At 64.8% G+C, this 24,041-nt stretch carries 21 protein-coding genes and 1 pseudogene; 10 read left to right on the forward strand and 12 right to left on the reverse strand.

Annotation, left to right across the window (positions count from 1 at the left end):
- The coding region (locus tag AC2FL1_RS01050) for a helix-turn-helix domain-containing protein (RefSeq protein WP_496875822.1) at positions 1-146 on the forward strand (146 nt) is incomplete at its 5' end.
- An 82-nt stretch (positions 147-228) separates the two neighbouring features.
- Here the strand turns inward: AC2FL1_RS01050 and AC2FL1_RS01055 are convergent.
- On the reverse strand, positions 229-1,275 hold the full coding sequence (locus AC2FL1_RS01055; protein ID WP_496875712.1) for an aldo/keto reductase: 1,047 nt from the start codon (positions 1,273-1,275) through the stop codon (positions 229-231).
- Between the two features lie 114 nt (positions 1,276-1,389).
- On the opposite strand from AC2FL1_RS01055, the gene AC2FL1_RS01060 reads away from it, so the two are divergent.
- Positions 1,390-1,788, forward strand: a complete 399-nt coding sequence (locus AC2FL1_RS01060) for a rhodanese-like domain-containing protein (protein WP_496875713.1) — start codon at positions 1,390-1,392, stop codon at positions 1,786-1,788.
- Positions 1,789-1,994: 206 nt separating this feature from the next.
- Positions 1,995-3,287, forward strand: a complete 1,293-nt coding sequence (locus tag AC2FL1_RS01065; RefSeq protein WP_496830409.1) for an O-acetylhomoserine aminocarboxypropyltransferase/cysteine synthase family protein — start codon at positions 1,995-1,997, stop codon at positions 3,285-3,287.
- 34 nt (positions 3,288-3,321) lie between these two features.
- On the opposite strand, the gene AC2FL1_RS01070 is transcribed toward AC2FL1_RS01065, so the two are convergent.
- Both AC2FL1_RS01070 and AC2FL1_RS01075 read right to left on the reverse strand, forming a co-directional pair.
- Entirely contained in the window at positions 3,322-4,539 is a 1,218-nt protein-coding gene (locus AC2FL1_RS01070) for an MFS transporter (protein WP_496875714.1), read from the reverse strand.
- A 95-nt stretch (positions 4,540-4,634) separates the two neighbouring features.
- Positions 4,635-5,333: an SIMPL domain-containing protein gene (locus tag AC2FL1_RS01075; RefSeq protein ID WP_496875715.1), complete on the reverse strand. Its 699-nt coding sequence runs from the start codon at positions 5,331-5,333 to the stop codon at positions 4,635-4,637.
- A gap of 167 nt (positions 5,334-5,500) precedes the next feature.
- Here AC2FL1_RS01075 and AC2FL1_RS01080 point away from each other — a divergent pair, with 167 nt between their 5' ends.
- A complete protein-coding gene (locus AC2FL1_RS01080) occupies positions 5,501-7,786 on the forward strand; it encodes a hypothetical protein (RefSeq protein WP_496875716.1) in 2,286 nt (761 codons plus the stop codon).
- Between the two features lie 119 nt (positions 7,787-7,905).
- On the opposite strand, the gene hppD is transcribed toward AC2FL1_RS01080, so the two are convergent.
- Positions 7,906-9,006 (reverse strand): 4-hydroxyphenylpyruvate dioxygenase, encoded by a 1,101-nt coding sequence (gene hppD / locus AC2FL1_RS01085; RefSeq protein ID WP_496875717.1) that lies wholly within the window; start codon positions 9,004-9,006, stop codon positions 7,906-7,908.
- A 144-nt stretch (positions 9,007-9,150) separates the two neighbouring features.
- Here hppD and AC2FL1_RS01090 point away from each other — a divergent pair, with 144 nt between their 5' ends.
- A complete protein-coding gene (locus AC2FL1_RS01090; RefSeq protein WP_164129369.1) occupies positions 9,151-9,606 on the forward strand; it encodes an Lrp/AsnC family transcriptional regulator in 456 nt (151 codons plus the stop codon).
- A 19-nt stretch (positions 9,607-9,625) separates the two neighbouring features.
- On the forward strand, positions 9,626-11,506 hold the full coding sequence (locus AC2FL1_RS01095; RefSeq protein ID WP_496875718.1) for a monovalent cation:proton antiporter-2 (CPA2) family protein: 1,881 nt from the start codon (positions 9,626-9,628) through the stop codon (positions 11,504-11,506).
- Between the two features lie 40 nt (positions 11,507-11,546).
- Here AC2FL1_RS01095 and cobT read toward each other — a convergent pair whose 3' ends face one another.
- Complete coding sequence (cobT, locus tag AC2FL1_RS01100) at positions 11,547-12,557, reverse strand: nicotinate-nucleotide--dimethylbenzimidazole phosphoribosyltransferase (RefSeq protein WP_496875719.1); 1,011 nt, start codon at positions 12,555-12,557, stop codon at positions 11,547-11,549.
- Positions 12,558-12,635: 78 nt separating this feature from the next.
- Here cobT and cobS point away from each other — a divergent pair, with 78 nt between their 5' ends.
- Positions 12,636-13,400: an adenosylcobinamide-GDP ribazoletransferase gene (gene cobS / locus AC2FL1_RS01105; protein WP_496875720.1), complete on the forward strand. Its 765-nt coding sequence runs from the start codon at positions 12,636-12,638 to the stop codon at positions 13,398-13,400.
- A gap of 36 nt (positions 13,401-13,436) precedes the next feature.
- On the opposite strand, the gene AC2FL1_RS01110 is transcribed toward cobS, so the two are convergent.
- The 6 genes and pseudogenes from AC2FL1_RS01110 to AC2FL1_RS01135 all read right to left on the reverse strand — a co-directional run bounded on the left by AC2FL1_RS01110 (position 13,437) and on the right by AC2FL1_RS01135 (position 19,376).
- Complete coding sequence (locus AC2FL1_RS01110; RefSeq protein WP_496875721.1) at positions 13,437-14,210, reverse strand: ion channel; 774 nt, start codon at positions 14,208-14,210, stop codon at positions 13,437-13,439.
- Between the two features lie 116 nt (positions 14,211-14,326).
- Positions 14,327-14,836 carry a CarD family transcriptional regulator gene (locus AC2FL1_RS01115; protein WP_496875722.1) on the reverse strand — a complete coding sequence of 170 codons (510 nt, stop codon included), beginning with the start codon at positions 14,834-14,836 and terminating at the stop codon, positions 14,327-14,329.
- Between the two features lie 292 nt (positions 14,837-15,128).
- Positions 15,129-15,467: a ferredoxin FdxA gene (gene fdxA, locus AC2FL1_RS01120; RefSeq protein WP_496830391.1), complete on the reverse strand. Its 339-nt coding sequence runs from the start codon at positions 15,465-15,467 to the stop codon at positions 15,129-15,131.
- 171 nt (positions 15,468-15,638) lie between these two features.
- Positions 15,639-15,905: pseudogene (locus AC2FL1_RS01125) on the reverse strand (RNA-binding S4 domain-containing protein); the annotation flags it as partial.
- Positions 15,906-15,911: 6 nt separating this feature from the next.
- Positions 15,912-18,773, reverse strand: coding sequence for a helicase-related protein (locus AC2FL1_RS01130; RefSeq protein WP_496875723.1), 2,862 nt, complete (start codon positions 18,771-18,773; stop codon positions 15,912-15,914).
- A 33-nt stretch (positions 18,774-18,806) separates the two neighbouring features.
- Positions 18,807-19,376, reverse strand: coding sequence for a tetratricopeptide repeat protein (locus AC2FL1_RS01135; protein ID WP_496875724.1), 570 nt, complete (start codon positions 19,374-19,376; stop codon positions 18,807-18,809).
- 79 nt (positions 19,377-19,455) lie between these two features.
- Between AC2FL1_RS01135 and AC2FL1_RS01140 the strand changes: the two genes are divergently transcribed.
- The 3 genes from AC2FL1_RS01140 to AC2FL1_RS01150 all read left to right on the forward strand — a co-directional run bounded on the left by AC2FL1_RS01140 (position 19,456) and on the right by AC2FL1_RS01150 (position 22,667).
- On the forward strand, positions 19,456-19,746 hold the full coding sequence (locus AC2FL1_RS01140; protein ID WP_496875725.1) for an SCP2 sterol-binding domain-containing protein: 291 nt from the start codon (positions 19,456-19,458) through the stop codon (positions 19,744-19,746).
- Positions 19,746-20,708: an alpha/beta hydrolase gene (locus AC2FL1_RS01145; RefSeq protein ID WP_496875726.1), complete on the forward strand. Its 963-nt coding sequence runs from the start codon at positions 19,746-19,748 to the stop codon at positions 20,706-20,708. The genes AC2FL1_RS01140 and AC2FL1_RS01145 overlap by 1 nt, the downstream gene beginning before the upstream one ends.
- A gap of 135 nt (positions 20,709-20,843) precedes the next feature.
- Positions 20,844-22,667, forward strand: coding sequence for a M3 family oligoendopeptidase (locus AC2FL1_RS01150; protein WP_496875727.1), 1,824 nt, complete (start codon positions 20,844-20,846; stop codon positions 22,665-22,667).
- A 36-nt stretch (positions 22,668-22,703) separates the two neighbouring features.
- Here the strand turns inward: AC2FL1_RS01150 and AC2FL1_RS01155 are convergent, their stop codons facing one another.
- Positions 22,704-23,621, reverse strand: a complete 918-nt coding sequence (locus AC2FL1_RS01155) for a LytTR family DNA-binding domain-containing protein (RefSeq protein WP_496828101.1) — start codon at positions 23,619-23,621, stop codon at positions 22,704-22,706.
- Between the last annotated feature and the right edge of the window lie 420 nt (positions 23,622-24,041).

Consider the following 24,041-nt stretch of genomic DNA (forward strand, 5'->3'; position numbering starts at 1 on the left):
TGACCGACACCGAGATGCCGCTGATGGAAGTGGCACAGGCCACCGGCTTTACCTCGCAATCGAGCTTTGCACGTGCCTTTCGCACCCAGAACGGCCAATCGGCCCGCGACCTGCGGCAGGCCCGAACCCAACCCGCCGAACCCTGATCTTCATTTCGCCACAAATACTCCGGGGGAGCCTACAAAATTCGTCGAATTTTGTAGGCCGGGGGCAGAGCCCCCGCCCCGCTCAATACGGCATCGGATGCGCCTTGTGGGCGCGCGCGATCTCGTCCAGAACCTCGTCCGACAGGGTCAGATCGGCGCCGGCCAGCACATGATCGAGCTGCGCCAGAGTGGTGGCCCCAAAGATCGCAGACATCATGAAGGGTCGGGTCTGGCACCAGGCCAGCGCCATATGCACCGGGTCCAACCCGTGCCGGCGGGCAATGTCCAGATAGGCGTCGACCGCATCGAACACCCGCTCGGATTTGCGCCCGCCCATCTCGGGCACCAGCGACATGCGCGATCCCTCGGGCACCGCGCCGCTCTGATACTTGCCGGTCAGGAACCCCGCAGCCAGTGGCGAGAAGGCCATCAGCCCCACATCCTCGTTCACGCTCAGCTCGGCCATATCCGTGTCGTAAAGGCGGCAAAGCAGCGAGTATTCGTTCTGCACCGACGCCACCCGCGGCCCTTGCCCCGCTTCGGCCAGCCGCAGCCATTGCGCGGTCCCCCAGGCGCTTTCGTTCGACAGACCAAAGGCGCGGATGGTGCCGCGATCGACCTCGCGCTGCAGCGCCTCAAGGCAATCGGCCATGTTTTCCAGAACCGCGCCCGCATCCTGTCCCGATGGGTCATAGCGCCAGTTCTGTCGAAACATGTAGCTGCCGCGATTGGGCCAATGGAACTGGTAGAGGTCGATATGATCGGTCGCCAGCCGTTTCAAAGAGCCCTCGACCGCCCTCGCGATGGTCTGACCCGAGATCGGGGCGCCATCGCGAAAATGCGCCATCCCGGCGCCGGAATGTTTGGTCGCCAGCACGTAGTCTCCGCGCCGGGCCGGGTTCGCCCGGTTCCAGCTGCCGATGATCTCTTCGCTGCGGCCCACGGTCTCCTTGCGGACCGGGTTCACCGGATACATCTCGGCGGTGTCGACAAAGGTGATGCCAGCGGCCAGGGCGCGGTCGATCTGGGCATGGCTGTCGGCCTCGCTTGTCTGGCTGCCAATGGTCATGGTGCCCAGGCAAAGCGCACTCACCTCGATGCCGGTGCGGCCCAGCGGTCTCGTTTTCATGTCTCGGCTCCCTCTTGTCCGGGCCAGACCCTAGCGGAGGGACACGTGGCGGCAACCCCTCTTGAGCTTTGCCGCCAATTGCGTCAGCCTGAACGGCAACCGGAGGGGCAGACAATGGCGCAGAAGATCACAAAGGGAATCAAGACCTTGCTGGCAGAGGCAAATGCGCAGGTCGCAACCCTGCCGGTGGCCGAGGCCAAGGCGCTCTATGACGATCCCGATCATGTGTTTGTCGATCTGCGAGATATCCGCGAGTTGCAGCGCAGCGGCATGATCCCGGGCGCTTTCTCCTGCCCGCGTGGCATGCTGGAATTCTGGATCGACCCCGAAAGCCCCTACCACAAACCTGTTTTCAACCAGGACAAGACTTACGTGTTCTACTGCGCGAGCGCCTGGCGTTCGGCGCTGGCGGCCCAGGCCGCCCAGGAGATGGGCCTTGCGCCGGTCATGCATCTCGAAGGTGGTTTCACCGAATGGGTGAAACAGGATGGGCCCGTCGCCGACAAGACCTGAGCCCCGGCGGCAGCGATCCAAAGTGTCATTTGACACTTTGTCCAAGCGCCTGATCCAGGCGCTGACACAGGATTTTCCAAAATCCTGTGGACAAGGATTTCAGGAAATCCTTGGTCCCGCGCCTGACGCATGCGGGCTGTTGTTGTCTGGCGATCATCTATCGCCTAGAGATCGGTGCAAGTGAGTTTCAAAGGGAGAGATCACCCATGTCCGATACGCCCAACTACGGGTTCGACACGCTGCAGATCCACGCCGGCGCGCGGCCCGACCCGGCCACCGGTGCGCGGCAGACGCCGATCTATCAGACCACGGCCTATGTGTTCCGCGATGCCGATCACGCCGCAGCCCTCTTCAATCTGCAAGAGGTGGGTTACATCTATTCCCGCCTGACCAATCCGACCGTGGCCGTGTTGCAGGAGCGTATCGCCACGCTCGAGGGTGGTGTCGGCGCAGTCTGCTGCTCCTCGGGCCACGCGGCACAGATCATGGCCCTTTTCCCGCTGATGCAGCCGGGCTGCAACGTGGTGGCCTCGACCCGGCTTTATGGCGGCACCGTCACCCAGTTCAGCCAGACCATCAAACGGTTCGGCTGGTCGGCCAAGTTCGTCGATTTCGACGATCTCGACGCGCTGCGCGAGGCCATCGATGACAATACCCGCGCGGTATTCGGCGAATCCATCGCCAATCCGGGCGGCTATGTGACCGATATCCGCGCGGTGGCCGATGTGGCCGATGCCGCCGGCGTGCCGCTGATCATCGACAATACCAGCGCCACCCCCTATCTGTGCCGCCCGTTCGAACATGGTGCCTCGCTGGTGGTGCATTCCACCACCAAATACCTGACCGGCAACGGCACGGTCACCGGCGGCTGCGTTGTCGATTCCGGCCGTTTCGACTGGTCGGCCAGTGACAAGTTCCCCTCGCTCAGCGCGCCGGAACCGGCCTATCACGGGCTCAAGTTCCACGAGACATTTGGCCCGCTCGCCTATACGTTCCATGGCATTGCCATCGGGCTGCGTGACCTCGGGATGACCATGAACCCGCAGGCCGCCCATTACACGCTGATGGGGATCGAGACACTGAGCCTGCGCATGCAGCGCCATGTCGAGAACGCAAAAACGGTCGCCGCCTGGCTCGAGGCCGATCCACGCGTCGATTATGTCACCTATGCCGGACTGCCCTCGTCTCCGTATGCCGAACGGGCAGAGCGTTGTTATCCCAAAGGCGCTGGCGGGCTGTTCACCTTTGCGGTCAAGGGCGGCTACGAGGCCTGCGTCAAGCTGGTCAACGCGCTCGAGATCTTCAGCCATGTGGCCAACCTGGGGGATGCGCGCTCGCTGATCATCCACTCGGCCTCGACCACCCACCGCCAGCTGACACCCGAGCAGCAGGAAGCGGCGGGCGCCGGGCCCAATGTGGTGCGCGTCTCGATTGGGATCGAGGATGCCGACGACCTGATCGCCGATCTGGATCAGGCGCTGACCAAGGCCACCGCCTGATCGGAACCGGGGCGGCCCTCAGGGGCCGCCCTTTTCACTCCAGCCGCAGCCGCGCCAACGCGTAGATCAGCAGCGCCAGACAGCACAGGCCCGCCAGCAGGAACGGCGCGCGCAACGCCATCTCGCGGCTCATCTGCTGTTCGGCCAGCACCACCAGGGCGCCGCCCGCCAGCGCCCCCAGCGGCATCGAGCCCCAGCCGAAGAAACGATAGATACTGTTCACCCGGCCCAGCATAGCGGGCGGAATACGGCGTTGGCGCCAGGACACGGTGATCACGTTCCACAGCATCGCCGCCGCCATGATCGCCGTCAGCGCCAGACCCATCACCCAGCCGCTGTTCGACAGGCCGATGCTGGCATAGCCCGCGCCCCAGACCGCGATCGACAGGAACAGGCAGGCTTGCGTGCCGATCAACCGCATCGCGCGCGGCGCCAGCAGGCTGCCGCAGATCGCGCCCACCGCCCCCGCCGACAGCACCATGCCATACTGCGCGGCACCAAGACCCAGCACCTCCTGCGCGAACAGGACCTGCACCGTGATCGTGGCCATGGCGATGAAATTGGCCAGCCCCAGCACCACCGCCAGCCGCAGCAACAGCGCGTCGCCGCGCATGAAGGCGATCCCCTCGGCCAGTGCCTGGGCGAACCGCGCGCGGCTGGGTACCTGCGGCGGCAGCGAGATCAGCCAGACCAGACCGGCGGCCAGCACCAGCACCGCCACATCCAGGCCAAAGGGCACCGCGATACCGGCCGAGATCAGCACGCCGGCCAGCGGCGGGCCGATGAACTGGCCGGTCAACTGTTCGGTGCTCCAGAGCTGGCCATTGGCGGCCTCCAGATCGTCGGGGTCGACCAGCGCGGGCAGGATGGTCTGGGCGGCATTGTCGCGCAGCACCTCGGCCGCGCCCAGCAGAAAGGCCAGCCCCGCAAGCGCCCAGATCGCCCCCGGCGCCGGATCGCCCAGCGCCAGCAGAAGGATGGCCAGTACGATCCCCGCCCGCATCAGATCGGCCCGCGCGATCAGCTTGCGCCGGTCGCTGCGGTCGATGATCACGCCCGCAGGCAGGGCGAAGAGCAGCCAGGGCAGTCGCGCCGCCGCAGCCACGGCGGCAATCGCCACCGCGTCGCGGGTCATCAGCGCCGCCAGCCATGGCACCGCCAGCACCAGCACCCCGTCGCCCAGATTGGTCAGGGCCCCTGCTGTAAAGAGCAGTCGAAAGTTGCGATTTCGGATTACCAGCGGCGCGGCCATCACAGTCTCCGGGTCAGGTTCGGGACAGAGTGGCGCGACCCTGCGCCATGGTCAATGCAGGGTCGATGCGGGCGGCAGGCCGCCCGCAAAGCGGATCATTGCCGGATCTCGAACACCATGGTGACACTTCCGCTCAACCCGATCTCGCCACCGGCAACAGGCACATCCATGGACTCGGCCATGGCCGCCATACGCATCATCGGGCGCGGCTGCGGATCGTAGGACTGTTCCGAGATCGACACCACCCGGCCCAGTTCCACCCCGGCCGCCTCGGCCAGTTGCCGGGCGCGGTCCTGCGCATCCGCCACCGCCTTGGCGCGCGCCTGATCTCGCAGCGGTTTGGACTCCTTGACCCCGAACTCCAGCCCGTTGAACGTGTTGGCCCCGTCGCTGACCACCGCGTCCAGGATACCGCCCAGCGCCGCCAGGTCACGCACCCGCACCGTAACCCGGTTCGAGGCCTGAAAGCCGGTGATCTTCGGCGGCTCGCTGCTGGAGGCGCGGTTCGACCAGACCGGCGACAGCGACAGGTCGCTGGTCTGCATGTCGCGCGCCTCGATACCCATCTCGCCCAACCGGTCAAAGACCTGCTGCACGGCTTCAGACGTGGCCAGCAGCGCCGCGCGCGCCTCTTTGGCCTCGCGGGTGACGCCCAGGGTGATCACCGCCATGTCGGGAACCGTTTCGACAGTGCCGCTCCCCGTCACGGTGATATGACCGGGTTGCTCATCCGCGCGGGCCAGCCCGACCGCCGCGAAAAGCAAGGCCGCCACCAGAAAAATCAATGTCCTCATTTATGTTCTCCTGCTATCCTCGCCATCAAAGATGGGGTGGCGGCATGTCGCGCGGCAAGGGGAAAACCGGAGTAATTCTTTCCCTCGGCAAATCTCTGCTTTAATGTCGCGCCGTGGCGCTCGCCAGTGAGTGCCCCAAGCCATTCAGGAACGGTTAGACTGGTCACATGAAACCCGCCTTTGCGCTGTCGCTTTCCTTCGAGGGGATCACCCTGTTGCATCGCGCCGCCGGTGGCTGGCGAAAAGTGGGCGCGGTCGCGCTGGACACACCCGATCTGGCGGCGGCGCTGCGCGGCTTGCGCAAGGATGCGTTGCGGCTGGAAACGGATCTGCAGTGCAAGCTGATCCTGCCCAACGAGCAGATCCGCTATCTGTCCGTCGAGACCGGCCCGTTCAAGGGCGAAACCCGCCACGCCCTGATCGAACAGGAGGTCGCCGCCGCCACCCCCTATGAGCTGGAAGAATTGGCCTATGACACCTCGCCCGACGGCGAAGTGACCCATGTGGCCGCCGTTGCCCGCGAGACGCTCGACGAGGCCGAGGCCTTTGCCACCGAACACGGGTTCAACCCGGTCAGCTTTGTCGCGGTTCCGGACGACAATTCCTTCTTAGGCGAACCTTTCTTCGGACCCGCCAGTACCACCCGCGACCTGGTTGGTGACGAAGCGGTAGAGCCTGACGGGATCGCGGTCGTGGTGATCGGCCCGGCGGTGTTTCCCGATACCGAGCCTCCTGCCCCGACCACCGTCGAAGCACCCGCCGCTCCGGCGATCAGCTTTTCCAGCCGACGCGCCAAACCGGACGCCGAACCGGCCGAGACCGAAACCGCAACCGCACCGCCCGTCGTCGCCACGCCAACGCACACCCCTGATCAAGAGGCTCCACCGCCCTCCGAGGCCGATGTTCCACCCGAGTCACCGGCCGAAAGCGCGCCGATGCCATCCGGTGCCGAAATCGCCGTCGAGAGCGGTTTCAACTCGCGCCGTGCCTCCCCGCTGGATGCACCACGCCCGGTGACCGAAGAGATGCCGGTCACCGCCTTCGCAGCCGCGGAACGCCCCGATCAGGTGCCCCGAACCGAGGCCGAGCGGCTGACCATCTTCGGCGCTCGCAGCGGCGGTATCGGTGGCAAGCCGCGCTATCTTGGCGTGATCCTGACGGTGGGCCTGCTGCTGTTTCTCGCGGCCGTCGCAGCCTTTGCATCGCTGTTTACCGAAGGTGGCCTGACCGGGCTGTTCCGCGATCCCGATCCGCTGGCCACCCCGCCCGCGGCCGTGATCGAAGCGCCAAACGCCGGGGCGGCATCCGACGCCACGCCGGAACAGACCGTCCCGCAGGCACCGGCCTCGATTGATGAGGATCCCGAAGAACTGGTCGCACCGCAGGACGCCCCCGAACTGCCGGGCCTGAGCGGCACCGACAGTGCGGTGCTCGAAGCGCTGCGCGTCGAGCCGCAACAGGTCGAGGACCTGGATTTCGAACCTGAACCCAGCGGGACCGAAGCCATAGAGCTTGCATTGTCCGAGGCCCCGGAACCACCCGAGGTTCCTGGTCTGATCGGTCTCAACGACCTGTTCGTCGCCTCGATCGACCGCACCGACCTGTTTCAGGATGCGGTTGCCTTGCCGCCTGTCGCAGGGTTCGACACCGATGCCGCCCCCGATGGCAGCGCCCCCTCGGCCACCCCCGGCCAAAGCTTCGATCTGGACCCGCGCGGTCTGGTAGAGGCGACGCCCGATGGCACGGTCAACCCCGATGGGGTCCTGGTCTATGCGGGCCGGCCGTCCAAGGTGCCACCGGCCCCTCCGGTCCGGTTCGAAGCTCCGCCCGAGGTAGACGTGGCCCAGCAGCGTCTGGCCAGCGTGCGCCCCAAACTCCGCCCCGAGGACCTGGTGGAACAGTCCGAACGGTCGCAATTCGGGGGCCGTTCGCTGAGCGAACTGGCCGGCCTGCGGCCCAAGGCACGTCCCGCATCGCTGCAAGAGCAACTGGCCGCCCTACAGGACGAAGCCACCGAGGATGAGGCCCAGGCGGTCAGCCCGCTGGCGGTGGCCACGGCGCGCAAACCTCGCCTGCGTCCCGAGAAACTGGCCACAGCCGCCGCCGCATCCAGCGGCAATCTCGGCTCGACCGCCGGGTTGAACCGGAGCGCCGACGCCGATGACAGCGGCAGTTTCGCCGCCGCCACCGTGAAACCCAAGGCGCCCTCCCCTACTTCGGTCGCACGGCAGGCTACGCTCGACAACGCGATCAACCTGCGCGACCTGAACCTGATCGGCGTCTACGGCACGCCCGCCAATCGCCGCGCGCTGGTCCGCCTGCCCTCGGGCCGCTACAAGAAGGTCAAGGTCGGCGACAGTATCGACGGTGGCCGCATCACCGCCATTGGCGACAGCGAGTTGCGCTATCAGAAAGGCGCGCGCAACCTGACTCTGCGCATTCCCAGCGGCTAAGACAAAGAAGGGCGAAGCCTTCCGGCCCCGCACTTCATTTCGCTCCAAGTACTCCGGGGGAGAGGACAAAATTCGTCGAATTTTGTCATCGGGGGGCAGTGCCCCCCTTCCCCCTTCCCTTATTCGGCGGCTTTGATCTCGCCGCTTTCGATCTGCTCGCGCTCGATGCTTTCGAACAGCGCCTTGAAGTTGCCCTCGCCGAAACCGTCATCGCCCTTGCGCTGGATGAATTCGAAGAAGATCGGCCCGATAACGGTCTTCGAGAAGATTTGCAGCAGGATCTTGGTTTCGCCGCCATCCACCACGCCTTCGCCGTCGATCAGGATGCCGTGTTTCATCATCCGGTCCTTGGGCTCGTCATGGCCCGCGACCCGGTCATAGGACATGTCGTAATAGGCCTCGTTCGGGCCGGGCATGAATTTCAGCCCCTTGGCCGCGATGGCATCCACCGAGTCATAGATGTCGTCGGTGCCCACGGCGATATGCTGGATGCCTTCGCCGTTATATTTCTTCAGATAGCTCACGATCTGGCCGGTCTCGCCACGGTCCTCGTTGATCGGGATGCGGATGCGGCCACAGGGCGAGGTCAGCGCCCGGCTGTAAAGCCCGGTGAACTTGCCCTGGATGTCAAAGAAGCGGATTTCGCGGAAATTGAACAGGTCACCATAGAACTTGAACCACTTGTCCATGTTGCCCTTGAAGACATTGTGGGTCAGGTGATCGAGATAGAAGAACCCGTCGCCACGCGGCTTGGACTGCTTCAGCCATTCGAACTCGGTATTATAGGGCGAGGTGTCGTAATACTGGTCGATGAAATAGAGCAGCGAGCCGCCGATTCCCTTGATCGCGGGGACGTTCATGGTCTTGTCGTCGCCCTCATAGGGTTCAGCGCCCATCTTGACCGCATGATCGAAGGCCGCTTTCGCATCCACCACGCGCCAGCCCATCGAGGGGGCGCAGGGGCCGTGTAGTTCGATGAATTTCTCGGCAAAGCTGCCCTTTTCGGCGTTCAGGATATAGGTCACATCCCCCTGCTGCCACAGCTCGATGCCGGGCTTGTTCTTGTGGCGGGCGACCATGTCGAACCCCATCTGCGCGAACAGGTCGCGCAGAACCTGCGGCTCGGGATGGGCGAATTCAACGAATTCGAAGCCGTCGGTACCGGCGGGGTTTTCGGGGGTGATCTCGGATTTCGGGGCGTTATGCGGGAAAGGACCCATGGTGCGTCTCCTGATGCGTCGAAACATTTGCTGAGTCGAGAATACGCCTTCGGTCGCGCTGATTTTGCGCATTGTTTTTGACCTACACCGGTTTACGTGCGCGTTTTACGCACTAGAATGAAAGAAAATGAGGAAAGCGCGCATATGTTGGATTCCATGGATCTGCGCCTTCTTGATGCCCTGCAAAAGGACGCACATCTGACCGCCCAGCAACTGGGCGAAATGCTGCACCTGTCCAGCAGTCAGGCAGGCCGTCGGCGGCAGCGGCTGGAGGCCGAAGGCTATATCACCGGCTATGCCGCCAAGCTCGATCCGCTGAAACTGGGCCTGCATGTCCAGGGCTTCATCCAGGTGCATCTGGGCACCCATGGGCCGGAACAATCGGCCAAATTCGCCCGGATGGTGAATTCCCGCCCAGAGATCACAAGCGCATGGACGATGACTGGCGAAGCGGATTATCTGCTGCATGTCTACTGCGCCGATTTGCCCGCGCTCAACCGGTTGCTGCACGAGGTGATTCTGCCGCATCCGGCGGTGGCCCGGGTGCAGAGCCAGATCGTGATGGACCAGTTGAAGCGCGACGCACCGCTGCCGACCTGAGGCGGCACAAGGGAGAGAGATGGAAAGCTTTCTGTATCAGGCGACGATCTACCTGGCCGCGGCGGTGATCGCGGTGCCGCTGGCGGCCCGGCTTGGGCTGGGCTCGGTTCTGGGCTATCTGGCGGCGGGGCTGATCATCGGGCCCGTGCTGGGCCTGGTCGGAGCCGAAACCGCCGATTTGCAACATGTGGCCGAATTCGGCGTTGTCATGATGCTGTTCCTGATCGGGCTGGAGCTGGAGCCGCGCGCGCTCTGGGACATGAGAGACAAGCTGCTGGGGCTCGGCGGGCTTCAGGTGGGGGTCTCGACGCTGGCGATCATGGTGGTCGCGATGGTGGCGGGCCACCCCTGGAGCGTGGCGCTGGCGGTGGGCCTGACGCTTTCGCTCAGCTCAACCGCGATCGTGTTGCAGACCCTTTCGGAAAAGGGGCTGATGCAGACCAATGGCGGGCGGGCCACCTTTTCGGTCCTGTTGACGCAGGATATCGCGGTGATCCCGATCCTGGCCTTTCTGCCGCTCTTGGCCAGCGCGCCGGTGGCGCATTTCGCAGGCGACGGGTCGATCAACCGCGCGCACAAGTCGGGCGCGGGGCACGAGGCCAGCCTGTCGCTGGTCGAGGGGTTGCCCGGCTGGGCGGTGACACTGGTCACCATCGGCGCTGTCGCCTTCGTGGTGCTGGCGGGCATCTACCTGACCCGGCCCCTGTTCCGCTTCATCCATGCCAGCCGACTGCGCGAGATGTATACTGCGCTGGCGCTGATGATCGTGGTGGGTATTTCGTTCCTGATGACGCTGGTGGGCCTGTCGCCCGCGCTTGGCGCCTTTCTGGCCGGCGTGGTGCTGGCCAACTCGGAATTCCGGCACGAGATGGAAAGCGATCTGGAACCGTTCAAGGGCCTGTTGCTGGGCCTGTTCTTCATCACTGTGGGTGCAGGGATCGATGTGGGCTTCTTCCTGGCCGATCCGCTGGATCTGATCGGTCTGGCGCTGCTGGTGATCCTGTTCAAGGGCGTGATCCTTTATATCGTCGGGCGCGCGTTCAAGCTCAAGGGCCGCGACCGCTGGCTGTTCACACTGGGTCTGGCGCAGGCGGGCGAATTCGGTTTTGTGCTTCTGGCATTCTCAACCCAGCAGAACGTGATCCCGGCGCATCTGTCTCAGAAACTGCTGATGATCATCGCGCTGACCATGATGATCACGCCGCTTCTGTTCATCCTCTACGAGCTGTTGTCACGCCGGATGCGTGACCATGTTGCAGATATGGTACCCGACACGATCGACGAGCAGGGGCCGGTGATCATCGCGGGCATCGGCCGGTTCGGCCAGATCGTCAACCGGCTGGTCACCGCCAGCGGGTTCAAGACCATCGTGCTGGATCACGATATGGAGACGATCCAGCTGATGCGGCGCTTTGGCGTCAAGGGGTTCCTGGGCGATCCGACCCGACCCGAACTGCTCAAGGCCGCCGGGCTGGCCAAGGCGCAGGTGCTGGTGGCCGCGCTGGATGATGACGCCCAGGTCACCAAGCTGGTAGCCTATGCCCGGCGCCAGCGCCCCGATCTGCACATCATCGCCCGTGCACGCGACCGCAACCATGTCTATGAGCTATATCGCGCCGGCGCCGATGACATCGTGCGCGAGATGTTCGACAGCTCGGTCCGCGCCGGGCGCTATGTGCTGGAGAACGTCGGCCTCAGCGAATACGAGGCGGCGCAGGCGGCGCAGACCTTCTACCACCACGACCGCCAGGCGGTACGCGATCTGGCCGAGGTCTGGGACCCGAACATCCCCACCGCCGACAACAAGGCCTATGTCGAACGCTCGCAGGCGCTGCAAAAGGATCTTGAGACCGCGCTGATGGAGCTGAGCGAGGAACTGGCCTCGCGACGCTCGGCCTGATCCCCGCGAGGACGGCCCGCAAGGGCCGGAGGAGCGGCGCTCAGCTGTCCGAAACGCCGGCCTCCGCAAAGGTGGCCATGCCGGAATGGCAGGCAACGGCGCTTTTCAGGATATTGATCGCCAGCGCCCCGCCTGATCCCTCGCCCAGTCGCAGCCCCAGCGACAACAAAGGCGCCTTGCCAAGCTTGGCCAGCAGCACCGCATGGGCGCCCTCGGCGCTCTGGTGACCGGCAACGGTGTGATCCAGCGCATTTGCCGCAACCGCCGCCAGCGTCGCCGCTGCCGCGGAGCAGATGAACCCGTCCAGGATCACCGGAATGCGCAGCTGCCGCGCGGCGGCGATGGCACCCGCCATGGCCGCGATCTCGCGCCCGCCCAGGCAACGCAATACCTCCAGCCCGTCGCGGCTGGTGTGCAGGGCAACGCCCTCGGCCACGACGCGCGTCTTGTTGGCAAGCCCCGCGTCATCGACCCCGGTACCGCGCCCGGTCCAGTCGCCCGCCGCGCCCCCGAACAGCGCGTGCGCGATCGCCGCCGCCGGGGTGGTGTTGCCGATGCCCATCTCCCCCACCACCAGCAGATCGGCCCCTGGATCGACCGCCGCCCAGCCGGTTTGCAGCGCGCTCAGCAATTCGTCAGCGTCCATCGCCGGACCTTGGGTGAAATCCTGCGTCGGACGGTCCAGTTCCAGCGCGTGCACATCCATTCGCGCCCCGGCGGCCCGCGCCAGCTGATTGATGGCGGCGCCGCCATGTTCGAAATTCATCACCATCTGCACCGTGACCTCGGCAGGAAAGGCCGAGACACCCTGTGCCGTCACCCCGTGGTTGCCGGCAAAGACAATGACCTGCGGCGCCTCGATCCGGGGCCTGGCATCGCCGCGCCAGCCTGCATACCAGATCGCCAGATCCTCGAGCCGCCCCAGCGCTCCGGGCGGCTTGGTCAACTGGCCGTTGCGCTCTTCGGCGCCAGCGCGAGCGGCGGTATCGGGACCGGGCGCCGAGGTCAGCAGGTCGCGGAACTGGGCGAGATCGGTAAGCGCTGGCAGCATGGAAAGCCTCTTTGCATCCTGGGTCCGCCCGTGTTTAACCAATGCACCCGACACGACAAGACCTTGAAAGGCGGAGAGATGCGCAAAAACGACATTGCTGCCATTTCACCCCGGGATCCTTTGCTGGCGCTGGTCTTGCTGACCCGCCTGCCATTGCCCGCCCTGCCCGAACCCGCCTTTGCCCGGCAGGCCGCGGCCGTCTGGGCCTTTCCTCTGGCGGGGCTGGCGGTGGGCGCGCTGGCCTGGGCCACGGGCGCGCTGGCGCTTGCCGCCGGGCTGGCGCCGGTCGCGGTGGCCGGGCTGATGCTCGTGGTGCTGGTGATGACCACCGGGGCCATGCACGAGGACGGGCTGGCCGATACCGCCGACGGGCTGTGGGGGGGCTTCACGCCAGAGCGGCGGCTGGAGATCATGAAGGACAGCCATATCGGCACCTATGGCGTGCTGGCGCTGATCCTGAGCCAGGCGTTGCGGCTGGCGGCGCTGTCCGTGCTGGTCGCGGGCGGTGCGTTTGGCGCAGCCGTGGCGGCGGCGGTCTGGTCGCGGGCGCTGATGCCGGTGCTGATGGCCGCCCTGCCCAATGCGCGCGGCGCGGGCCTCAGCCAGTTGGTGGGGCGCCCGACGCCGCAAGCGGTTTCACTTGGCCTTGGGCTGGCGGCAGTGCTGGCGCTGCTGCTGGCCGGCTGGGCGGTGCTGATCCCGGCGATGCTGGCTGCGCTGGCGGTGCTGGGTCTAGCCGCGCTTGCCCGGGCCAAGATCGGCGGCCAGACCGGCGATATCCTGGGCGCCGCGCAGCAACTGGCCGAGATCACCTGCCTGCTGGCGCTGTCGGCCGCGCTTTAGGTCGGCAGACGCGGCTGGACCGAGAATGCCGGGGGCCTAGCCCGCCCCGCCCGTCTCGATATTCAGTAACCCGCCGCAATGCTTGCAATGCACCGCGTCCGGGTCGTGCCGGAACAGGCCGCAATCGGGACAGCGATAACGTACCTTCTGCGGGGAAAAGATCGCCTGCGCCAGACGCACGAACAGCGCTACACCCACCACCATGACAAAGACCGAGAACAGCTTGCCCGCCGGGGTCGGCAGGGTGATGTCGCCGAAGCCGGTTGTGGTCAGCGTCGCCATGGTGAAATAGAGCGCGTCGATATAGGGCGTCTCGCGGCTGCCCGGCGGGATAAAGAACACCAGCACCGCCATCGTGGTCAGAAAGATGAAGACCAAGAGGTTGACCGCCGCCACGATAGCATCCTCATGCGTGCGGAAAAAGCGGCTGTCGCGCCTGAGATCGTGCAGCAGGTGATAGGAATGGATCAGCCGCAGGCCACGCAAGATGCGCAGAAAGGCCAGGCTTTGCGTGAGGAAGGGATCAAGCAGCAACGACAGGATCACGATGATATCGGCGATGGTATAGATGCGGGTCAGAAACTCGCGCCGCTGCTTGGCAATCCACAATCGCGCGCTGAAGTCGCACAGGATGACGAGGCCGATCACCACGCTCAGCGCGGTCAACAGCCGACCATGCGGCAGATGCGCGGTCGCGATGAAAAAGAGGATGGTCGACAGATCGAACAGGATCAGACCATAGCGGAACCGAACCGAGCTCGGTTCCCGTCCGACATAGAGCTTGCGGACCGCTGCCTTGACCGTATGCATCTGGTCTCTCCGTCCTGACCGATCTGTTGTCAGCCTAGTACCGAACGCCCACGAGTGCCGCGCAAAAAGAACGGGCCGCCCCCAAGGGGACGGCCCGCAAAATGTCGCATCCGCCCTCAGGCCGCGCGCGAGGTCAGAACTTCGTCGACTTGCTTGGCGGCGGCCATCTCATCGGCGCCCGACACGGCGGCAACCTCGCGGGTCAGCCGCTCCAGCGCCGCCTCGTAGAGCTGACGCTCGGAATAGGACTGCTCGCGCTGGTCGTCGGTGCGATGCAGGTCGCGGACCACCTCGGCGATCGAGATCAGGTCGCCCGAATTGATCTTTTGCTCGTATTCCTGCGCACGGCGCGACCACATCGCGCGCTTGACCTTGGCCTTGCCCTTGAGCGTCTTCATCGCCTGGCTGATCACGTCCGGCGAGCTGAGCGAGCGCAGCCCGGATTCGGTGATCTTGTTGGTGGGCACCCGCAGGGTCATCTTGTCCTTTTCAAAGGAAATCACGAACAGCTCGAGCTTGAACCCGGCGACTTCCTGCTCTTCGATCGAGATGATCTGGCCGACGCCATGCGCCGGGTAGACCACATAATCGTTCGGGCGGAACTCGAGCTTTTTCGACTTGGTCATTCAGGTCTTTCCTTGGTTGCTGACCGGAATCGCCGCGACAAAAAAATCGACACTCGGGAGCACCGGCCCCCGCGAGTCGCTAAGTTTCATCACAAACACTATTGCCCAAAAGCGAGCCAGCTTTTGGCGCTCATCCCGATCATTGGCATCATATACAAAAAGAATGTACCATAAAATTAGCCCCCCGGAAAGGGAGAGAGATCACAAAGGCGCATTCACCCTTTGCGATCAAGGCTCTGGCGCGATCCGGCGTGCCGCGAACACGGGTTCGCAAGCGAATCGGCGCGATGTGTCAGCCGCCTTCGCCCGGCGCCTCGGAGAAGTACTTCTCCATCTTGCCGGACTCGCCGTCACGCTCTTCGGCGTCCGGCAGCGGGTCTTTCTTGGTCACGATGACCGGCCACAGCTCGGAATACTTGCGGTTGAACTCCACCCATTGCTCCATCCCCGGTTCGGTATCGGGGCGGATCGCGTCGGCAGGGCACTCGGGTTCGCACACGCCGCAGTCGATGCATTCGTCGGGATGGATGACCAGCGTGTTCTCGCCCTCGTAGAAACAGTCCACCGGACATACCTCGACACAGTCGGTGTATTTACAGGCGATGCAGTTTTCGGTGACGACATAGGTCATGAGCTGAATTCCACTGGTTCGTTGCCCGACTAGCTAAATCAGAGTGGCGTGTTCTTCAAGGGAGGATCGCCCCCGGCGGTGTCCGGAAAGGCCGGGCATCCCGCCGCAGGCGGGTAAGGCGCGACAGCGTTCTGGTCAGGCTTCGGCGGGACGAGCATCGTTCCGGTCCGCGTCCAGATCCGTATACAGCGTTTGCGCCTCGGGCGCCGGGCCACGCCTTGTCCCCAGCGCCTCGACCCGGATCACTCGGACCTGGCGTCCCTGGCCAAAGGTCAGCACATCCCCCGGCCCCACCGCATGCGCGGGTTTCGAGACACGATTGCCATTGACACGGATACGCCCCGATCTGGCCGCCTCGGCCGCCAGCCCGCGCGTCTTGAAGAAACGCGCGTGCCAGAGCCATTTGTCGATGCGGAGCCGGGTGGGCGCCTCTGCCATGACAGCTTAGTTGCCCTCTTTGAGCCCCATCAGCGCGGCGGCAAAGGGGTTGTCGGGGTCGATCGCCTTTTCCTTCTTCGGCGGGCGCGAGGAATAGGTCTTGGCCCCTTGCGGGCCGGGTTTGCCGCCCTTACCGCCCTGGGGCTTGCCATCGCGGCGGCGTCCACCCTCTTGTGGTTTACCACCGCGCGGGCGGTCCTTGGCGCGGCCTTCTCCCTGCCCCGGCTGGCCACGGCCCTCGCGGCGCGGGCCACGGCCCTGCTGTTGGCGGGCAACACGGGCCCAGGTGAAGGTGAAGAAGACCTCAAGCTCAGGTTCGACCTCTGCCGCGTCCGAGGCGGCCTCTGTCGATTCTGCCGGTTCTGCGGTTTCCGCTGTCTCTGCGGGGGCCTCGGCCACGGCTTCGGCGGTGTCCGCCGGCGCCGGTTCGACGCTGTCCGTGGCCGCAGTCTCGTCCTCTGCCACGGCAGCGGCCTCGACAGGCTCCGGCTTCACCTTGGCACGTTCGCCGCGCTCGGCCTTGTAGCCCAGCCCCTGCATCAGGTCGGCGAACTGTTCCAACGTCATGCCGGTGATCGACAGCATATCCGCCGTCGCCTCGAACCCGGCGCGACTATCCTTGGCGCGCAGCATGTCGGCCAGACGCTCCAGCATGTCGATGCGGATCGCCCGCTCGCCCGAGATGCGATAGCCGCACATGGTATCGACACCCGGTTCGGCATCCTTGACCGAGGGTACCGTCACCAGCCCCGGCGGAGGCGCCTCGGGGAATTCCGACAGGCCCCGGGCCAGAGACCACAGCACCAGCCGCAGACGGGTTGGCGCCGGTTTCAAGAGCAGCGGCATGAAGATGGTGAACTGGCCAAAGCGGATGCCATGCTTGCGCAGGGCGCCGCGCGCCTCCTGATCCAGGTCCTTGACCTCTTGCGCAACGTCGGCGCGCGGCAGGATGCCGAAATTCTCGACCATGCGGAAGGCAAAGCCGCGTGCCAGCCCGCTTAGCGCCTCGTCGCGCGACAGCGCCAACAACGGCTCGAACAGAGCCGCGACCTTGCGGTCGATGAAATGCTGCAGGCGGCGCTGCACCTTCTGTTCGACATCAGGGCCGGCGGCCTCGTCGACAAACACCTCGACCTGCGGTTTCAGCGGATCGGCGCCGGCGGTGAGCTTGCCCACCGCATATTCGCCCCACATCAGACCGCCCTGTTCGGTAAAGTCGATCTCGGTATCGGGTGCGTTATAGAACCGGTCGGCGCGCAGATGGAACTGCGGCGCCAGCGCCTGCAACGACGCCGACTTCAGCGCCTTTGCCTCGGCCCCCTGCGCGGACTTGTCCGGCATGAAGCGGAATCCCTCGAGACGGCCGACGAATTCACCTTCGACCGTCACTTCACCCTTGTCGTTCACTTCGGCCAAAAGGGCCTCCTTCTGCTTGAGCCGGCGCAGCAGCACGCTGGTGCGCCGGTCCACAAATCTCTGTGTCAGCCGCTCGTGCAGCGCATCCGACACCCTGTCTTCTACAGCGCGGGTTTCGTCGCGCCAATGGCTTTCGTCACGGACCCAGCCGTTCCGTTGCGCGACATATGTCCACGTGCGGATATAGGCCAGCCGTTTGGACAGAGTATCTATGTCGCCCTGGGTGCGGTCGATGCGACGGATTTGCCGAGCCATGAAATCATCGGGAATGGCCCCACGCTCGTGCAGATGACCAAAGATCACCTGCAAAAGACCGGCATGCTCGGCATGGCTGATACCGCGGAAATCCGGAATACGGCAGACATCCCAGAGCAGCCGGACCGAAGCGCCATCGCTGGCGCGGGCAATGACCTCGGCCTCGCCCGCCAGCGATTTCAGCGTCCGCAGGTCATCGGCCTCGCGCGCCTTGAGCAGATGTTCGCCGCTGGGCGCCTCTTCCAGCGCGGAAATCAGCGCATCGACCGAGTTGAAGCGCAACGCGCTGTTGCGCCAGTTCAGTTTCTTGAGCGGGGTGAAGCGGTGCTCCATGACCGCCTGCGCCATGCCCTCGTCAAGCGGCCGCGCCTCGCCGGTCACGCCAAAGGTACCGCTGGCCATGCCACGCCCGGCCCGGCCCGCGATCTGGCCCAACTCGTTGGGCGCCAGCGGGCGCATGCGGCGGCCATCGAACTTGCTGAGCGCGGAAAAAGCCACGTGGTCGATATCCAGGTTCAACCCCATGCCGATGGCATCGGTGGCGACAAGGTAATCGACCTCGCCATTCTGATAGAGATCCACCTGCGCGTTGCGGGTGCGCGGGGACAGCGCCCCCATCACCACCGCAGCACCCCCTTTTTGCCGGCGGATCAGCTCGGCGATGGCATAGACGTTTTCGACCGAGAAGCCGACGATGGCGCTGCGCGGCGGCATCCGGGTGATCTTTTTCGAGCCGGTATAGACCAGCTGGCTCATCCGCTCGCGGCGGACGAACTGCGCCTCGGGCACCAGCGCCGCGATGGGTCCGCGCATGGTGTCGGAGCCCAGGAACAGCGTTTCGTGCAGCCCGCGCGCCCTGAGCAAGCGGTCAGTAAAGACATGGCCGCGTTCGGGATCGGCGCAGAGCTGGATTTCATCCACGGCAACGCAATCGGCGCCCAGCCCCTCGGGCATCGCCTCGACCGTGCAGACCCAGTACTGGGTACGCGGCGGCACGATTCGCTCTTCGCCGGTGACCAGCGCCACCACCGAGGGGCCGCGCAGCGCCACGATCTTGTCATAGACCTCGCGCGCAAGCAGGCGCAGCGGCAGGCCGATCACCCCCGTGCGATGCCCCAGCATCCGTTCGATCGCGTAATGCGTCTTGCCTGTGTTGGTCGGGCCGAGAACGGCCACGATCCGCGAGGATCCGCTCACCTGTCTGCCCCCTGCCCGGCCCGGTCCGGCGCGTCAGAGCGCCTGACCCTCGATCCGGGATTTCAGTCGAGTCACGGCACTGGTTACTTCCTCATGATGCGGATGTATAGCCAGCGCCCGGGTATAGACGGCATAGGCCGTTTCAGGCCGCTCAAGCGCCTCGAAGATCAACCCAAGCCCAAAGATCGCATCATACTGGTTCGGGTTGAGCGCCAATGCGCGTTCCAGATCGGCCACCGCCGGACCATAAAGGTCGGCGGCGAAATAGGCCGAAGCGCGGGCATGCCACCCCTCGGCGAAATCGGGCGCATGATCGGTCAAAGCCGTCAGATGTTCGATGGCGGCGGGGATATCCTGCGCCTCGAGCGCGTCGCGTCCGCGCTTGAGCAGGAAATCGGCCGAGGCAGAGCCCGATTGTGCCCAAAGCACCTGCAATTCGCGGTCGATCTGACGAGCGCGCACGGGATCGGCCCCGACCAGTTCCTCCAGCAGGACGGCTTCGTCAATCGGCTCGACCTCCTGCGCCGACACTCCCCCGGAAATGGCGGATATCAGCCAGAGTGCCGCAACGATATCTTTGAGCTTTACAGGCAATGCGATCATAACAGTTCATACTTTAGCGCGCTAAACGGCGTTGTCCACGAGGGCTGCGTCACGCCCCAAACAAAGACCGAGGAACACAATGAGCGACACTCTTGAACAGGCCGCCGCCGAGCTGAACGAAAAGCTGTCTGGCGCCGGTTTCGATGCCACCGCCAAATTCGCCATCGCCGATATGGGCGCGATCGTGCTGGATGGGTCGGGCGCCCGGGTCAGCGACGAAGAGGCAGATGTGACCCTGTCGGCGGATGCCGATACCTTTCAGCAAATCCTTTCGGGCGAGCTTAATCCCACCGGCGCATTCATGTCCGGCAAGCTGACCGTCGACGGCGACATGGGCGTGGCGATGAAGCTGGCCTCGGTGCTGGCCTGATGACCACGACGCCGGCCCCCTTGTTCGAAGACGTGGCCGGCGGCCCCGCCGGTGGCGCGGCCCATTGGATACAGACCTCGGACGGTCTGCGCATCCGCGCCGGTCACTGGCGCCCCGAGGGCACTGCGCGTGGCACCGTGCTGATGTTTCCCGGGCGCACCGAATATATCGAGAAATACGGCGATGCGGCGCGGGCCTTTGTGGCGCGCGGCTTTGCCATGCTGACCGTGGACTGGCGCGGTCAGGGTCTGGCCGACAGGCTGCTGGAGGACCGCCGCCTGGGGCATGTGGTGAATTTCACCGACTTCCAGCGCGACGTGGCGGCGGCGGTGGAACTGGCCACCACACTCGAACTGCCGAAGCCCTGGTTCATGGTCGGCCATTCCATGGGCGGCGCCATCGGGCTGCGCGCGGTGATGGAGGGGCTGCCGGTTGCAGCCTGCGCCTTTACCGGGCCGATGTGGGGCATTTTCTTTACCCCGATGATGAAGCCGCTGAGCTGGATAACCGCCAATCTGGCCCCGGCCATCGGCATGGGGCACAAGCATCCCGCCACCACCACGTTGGAGCCCTATGTGCAGGCGCAGGAATTCCAGGGCAATTCGCTGACCCGTGACCCGGCGATGTACGAGATGATGCGCAGGCAGCTGGCCGCGCATCCGGAACTTGCGCTTGGCGCTCCCACGAATATCTGGCTGCGCGAGGCGCTGGCGGAGTGCCGCGCGCTGGATAACCGCCCCTCGCCCGACCTGCCCTGCCTGACCTTCCTGGGCACCCACGAGCAGATCGTCGACCGCAAGGCGGTGCGCGACCGCATGGCGCGCTGGCCGCGTGGCGAACTGGTCGAGATCCCGGACGGCGAACACGAGGTGCTGATGGAGGCGCCAGAAGTGCGCGACCCGGTCTATGACCGGATGGCCGCCCTGTTTTCGGCACCGGACCAGTTGCAACGCAGCGCCTGACCGCGCGCTGGCACGCCAGAGAAAATTCGTCGAATTTTCTCGCCGCCTGCCGCAAGTGCCCGCTCACAGCCTTGCCGGTTGCGGTGGGCGGCTGCGCTCCTTAAGTGTGGGGCAACCAGAAATGACGAGGCCCCCATGTTCCACCTGCCCTTTCCCCTTCGCGACGCCAATGCCGGTTCCGGTTCCAAGGATCTCGGCAATCTGCCCGAATGGGACCTGAGCGATCTTTATTCCGGAGAAGATGCGCCGGAACTGAAGCGCGACCTCGACTGGCTGGAAACCGAATGCGCCGCCTTTGCCGCCGATTACGAGGGCAAGCTGGCCGATCTGGATGCGGCCGCCCTGCTGACCTGCGTGCAGCGCAACGAAAAGATCAGCGCTATCGCCGGGCGCATCATGTCCTTTGCGGGCTTGCGTTATTACCAGCTGACCATCGACGCGGGCCGGGCCAAGTTCATGTCCGACTGCCAGGAGAAGATCACCAATTTCACCACGCCGCTGGTCTTCTTCACGCTGGAACTGAACCGGATCGAGGATGACGCGCTGGCCGCGCGCTTTGCAGAAAACGCCGACCTGGCCCGCTATGCGCCCGTATTCCGCCGCATCCGCGCAATGAAACCCTATCAGCTGAGCGATGAGCTGGAGAAATTCCTGCATGATCTGGGTGTGGTGGGCGACGCCTGGGAGCGGCTGTTCGACGAGACCATCGCCGGGCTCACCTTTGACATCGACGGTGAAGAGCTCAACATCGAAGGCACGCTGAACCTGCTGACCGAGCAGGACCGCAGCAAGCGCGAGGCCGCCGCCCACGAGCTGGCCCGCGTCTTTGGCGAGAATATCAAGACCTTCGCCCGCGTCCACAACACCGCCGCCAAGGAGAAGGAAGTCATCGACCGCTGGCGCAAGATGCCCAGCGCCCAGACCGGTCGCCACCTGTCCAACGACGTCGAACCCGAGGTGGTCGAGGCCCTGCGCGAAGCGGTGGTTGCCGCCTATCCCAAGCTGAGCCACCGCTATTACGAGCTCAAACGCAAATGGCTGGGGCTGGATCGGATGCAGGTCTGGGACCGCAACGCGCCGCTGCCGATGGAAGATACCCGCACCATCCCCTGGGCCCAAGCCGAGCGCATGGTGATGGAGGCCTATGAGGCCTTTGACCCGCGCATGAGCGAGATCGCGGCGCCCTTCTTCTCCAAGGGCTGGATCGATGCAGCCGTGAAACCCGGCAAGGCGCCCGGCGCCTTTGCCCATCCCACCGTGACCGAGGTGCACCCCTATGTGATGCTCAACTATCTGGGCAAGCCGCGCGACGTGATGACGCTGGCCCATGAGCTGGGCCATGGCGTGCATCAGGTGCTGGCCGCCGGTCAGGGCGAAATGCTCTCCTCGACCCCGCTGACGCTGGCCGAGACCGCAAGCGTGTTCGGCGAGATGCTGACCTTCCGCAAGATGCTGGAAAAGGCCGAGACCCAGGAACAGCGCAAGGTATTGCTGGCGGGCAAGGTCGAGGACATGATCAACACGGTGGTGCGCCAGATCGCGTTCTATGACTTCGAATGCAAGCTGCACGCCGCCCGCCGCCAGGGGGAGTTGACGCCCGAGGATATCGGCGATCTGTGGATGAGCGTGCAGGGCGAAAGCCTTGGGCCTGCGTTTGACTTCATGGAGGGCTATGAGAGCTTCTGGGCCTATATCCCGCATTTCGTGCACTCGCCCTTCTATGTCTATGCCTATGCATTCGGCGACGGGCTGGTGAACGCGCTCTACTCGGTCTACGCCGAGGGCGCCGAGGGGTTCGAAGAGAAGTATTTCGACATGCTGAAGGCGGGCGGCTCCAAACACCACAAAGAGCTTCTGGCGCCATTTGGCCTCGATGCCAGCGACCCCAAGTTCTGGGACAAGGGCCTGAGCATGATCTCGGACATGATCGACGAACTGGAGGCGATGGAGGACAACTGATCCATCAGGGGCCGGTTTCCAGCCCCGCGCCGCGGCTCAATGCTGCACCTCGTCCTGGCGCGGCGCGCGCAGCCGCCGCTGCTTGCCATATGCCTCGCGAAAGGCGCGGGCGCGGCGTCTGGCACCGGGAATGGCGGTCTGGTCTTTGAGGATCAGTCGCAAGCCGCCATCCCGCTTGGGCCTCACCTGCTGGATATGGTCGAAGGCCACCCAGTAGGATTTGTGCACCTGCATCCCCGCCGCCGGATCAAGCGCCCTGACCAGCGCGCCAAAGCTCTCGCGCACATGGGTCTTGCGGCCGTCATGGTGAACAAAGACATAGTGTTCGTCGGCCTCGACCAGCTTGATCGCATTCGCCGGAACTGTCTCTCCATCCAGGATCACATGTGGTCCCTGCGCGCGCGGTGCCGCGTCGTCCGCAGGAGGTGGGGCGCCATCGCCCCTCTCTGCATCGGCGGGCAGTTGCCGCGTCAGCCGGGCGCGGGCTTTCGGCAGAACCAGCGCGGCGAACAGGAACTCGAAACCCAGATGGATCGCGTAGGCCAGCAGCACGGCGCGGGACACCGAGGCTGCATCCCACATGCCGGGATCGAATGATCCGCTCGCGGACCAAAGCAATGTGAAATCGCTGAGCAGATTGGTGGTCAGGCCGATCAGCGACACCGGCAGCGCGATTGCATGCCTCATCACCCGCGCCAGCCAGACCAGCGTCAGGCTCAGATAGAGCAGCGCCACCCACAGAGCGGCCGCCAGACCCAGGCTCAGCATCAGGGTCTGGGGAAACGTCGTCGGCAGGTTCAGGAGCGAGATATTCAGGACGCGGACAATGGTGGCCGAGAACAGCACGATGAACACGCCGACCGGACAAGTCATAAGCGTCACCGCATCCCGGTGCGCCAGCGAGATGCTGTCACCGTTCAGGAAATGAAGGGTCAGCGGTTTCTGCGGACTCATGGTCGACCTGAGCGAAACCCGGTCACGACAGGCACATGCCCCGACCGGTTCCATTGTTGTGTCTGTTGCGTTGCGTGCTCGTTACCTCACTGATCCGCTTAGATAATCATCTGCCGATGACATACCAGTCACGTTCGTTTGAGACGATTCCATCCACCAGCCACCCACCGTCAGAACCGTTCCACCGTTCCCGATAATGAACGGTGACAGCACCACGTTTCATGACACGAAACGCCATCGTTTCCACCACTCGTGACAACAGCGCTGCCGTCGCCACGGCCGCTGCCTAGTGTTCCCGCAGGCGCACTGGGTGGGGGCTCAGACCGCGTCAGCGACGTCAGTGCCGATGGTTCCGAATGCGGTGCCACCCCACGCGGGTGGTGGTTGTGTCCCGATCGGCACTGGCTCGCTGGGGGGCAA

Source organism: Ruegeria sp. YKSF070 (assembly GCF_059612725.1).

Bases quoted from the DNA above. Each gene is read 5' to 3' on its own strand.
- AC2FL1_RS01090 (WP_164129369.1), top strand. From the start codon at position 9,151: ATGTTGGATTCCATGGATCTGCGCCTTCTTGATGCCCTGCAAAAGGAC.
- AC2FL1_RS01110 (WP_496875721.1), bottom strand. From the start codon at position 14,210: ATGCATACGGTCAAGGCAGCGGTCCGCAAGCTCTATGTCGGACGGGAA.
- AC2FL1_RS01140 (WP_496875725.1), top strand. From the start codon at position 19,456: ATGAGCGACACTCTTGAACAGGCCGCCGCCGAGCTGAACGAAAAGCTG.
- AC2FL1_RS01155 (WP_496828101.1), bottom strand. From the start codon at position 23,621: ATGAGTCCGCAGAAACCGCTGACCCTTCATTTCCTGAACGGTGACAGC.
- AC2FL1_RS01070 (WP_496875714.1), bottom strand. From the start codon at position 4,539: ATGGCCGCGCCGCTGGTAATCCGAAATCGCAACTTTCGACTGCTCTTT.
- AC2FL1_RS01075 (WP_496875715.1), bottom strand. From the start codon at position 5,333: ATGAGGACATTGATTTTTCTGGTGGCGGCCTTGCTTTTCGCGGCGGTC.
- AC2FL1_RS01135 (WP_496875724.1), bottom strand. From the start codon at position 19,376: ATGATCGCATTGCCTGTAAAGCTCAAAGATATCGTTGCGGCACTCTGG.
- cobT (WP_496875719.1), bottom strand. From the start codon at position 12,557: ATGCTGCCAGCGCTTACCGATCTCGCCCAGTTCCGCGACCTGCTGACC.
- AC2FL1_RS01065 (WP_496830409.1), top strand. From the start codon at position 1,995: ATGTCCGATACGCCCAACTACGGGTTCGACACGCTGCAGATCCACGCC.
- hppD (WP_496875717.1), bottom strand. From the start codon at position 9,006: ATGGGTCCTTTCCCGCATAACGCCCCGAAATCCGAGATCACCCCCGAA.
- AC2FL1_RS01060 (WP_496875713.1), top strand. From the start codon at position 1,390: ATGGCGCAGAAGATCACAAAGGGAATCAAGACCTTGCTGGCAGAGGCA.
- AC2FL1_RS01080 (WP_496875716.1), top strand. From the start codon at position 5,501: ATGAAACCCGCCTTTGCGCTGTCGCTTTCCTTCGAGGGGATCACCCTG.
- AC2FL1_RS01055 (WP_496875712.1), bottom strand. From the start codon at position 1,275: ATGAAAACGAGACCGCTGGGCCGCACCGGCATCGAGGTGAGTGCGCTT.
- AC2FL1_RS01115 (WP_496875722.1), bottom strand. From the start codon at position 14,836: ATGACCAAGTCGAAAAAGCTCGAGTTCCGCCCGAACGATTATGTGGTC.
- cobS (WP_496875720.1), top strand. From the start codon at position 12,636: ATGCGCAAAAACGACATTGCTGCCATTTCACCCCGGGATCCTTTGCTG.
- fdxA (WP_496830391.1), bottom strand. From the start codon at position 15,467: ATGACCTATGTCGTCACCGAAAACTGCATCGCCTGTAAATACACCGAC.
- AC2FL1_RS01095 (WP_496875718.1), top strand. From the start codon at position 9,626: ATGGAAAGCTTTCTGTATCAGGCGACGATCTACCTGGCCGCGGCGGTG.
- AC2FL1_RS01145 (WP_496875726.1), top strand. From the start codon at position 19,746: ATGACCACGACGCCGGCCCCCTTGTTCGAAGACGTGGCCGGCGGCCCC.
- AC2FL1_RS01150 (WP_496875727.1), top strand. From the start codon at position 20,844: ATGTTCCACCTGCCCTTTCCCCTTCGCGACGCCAATGCCGGTTCCGGT.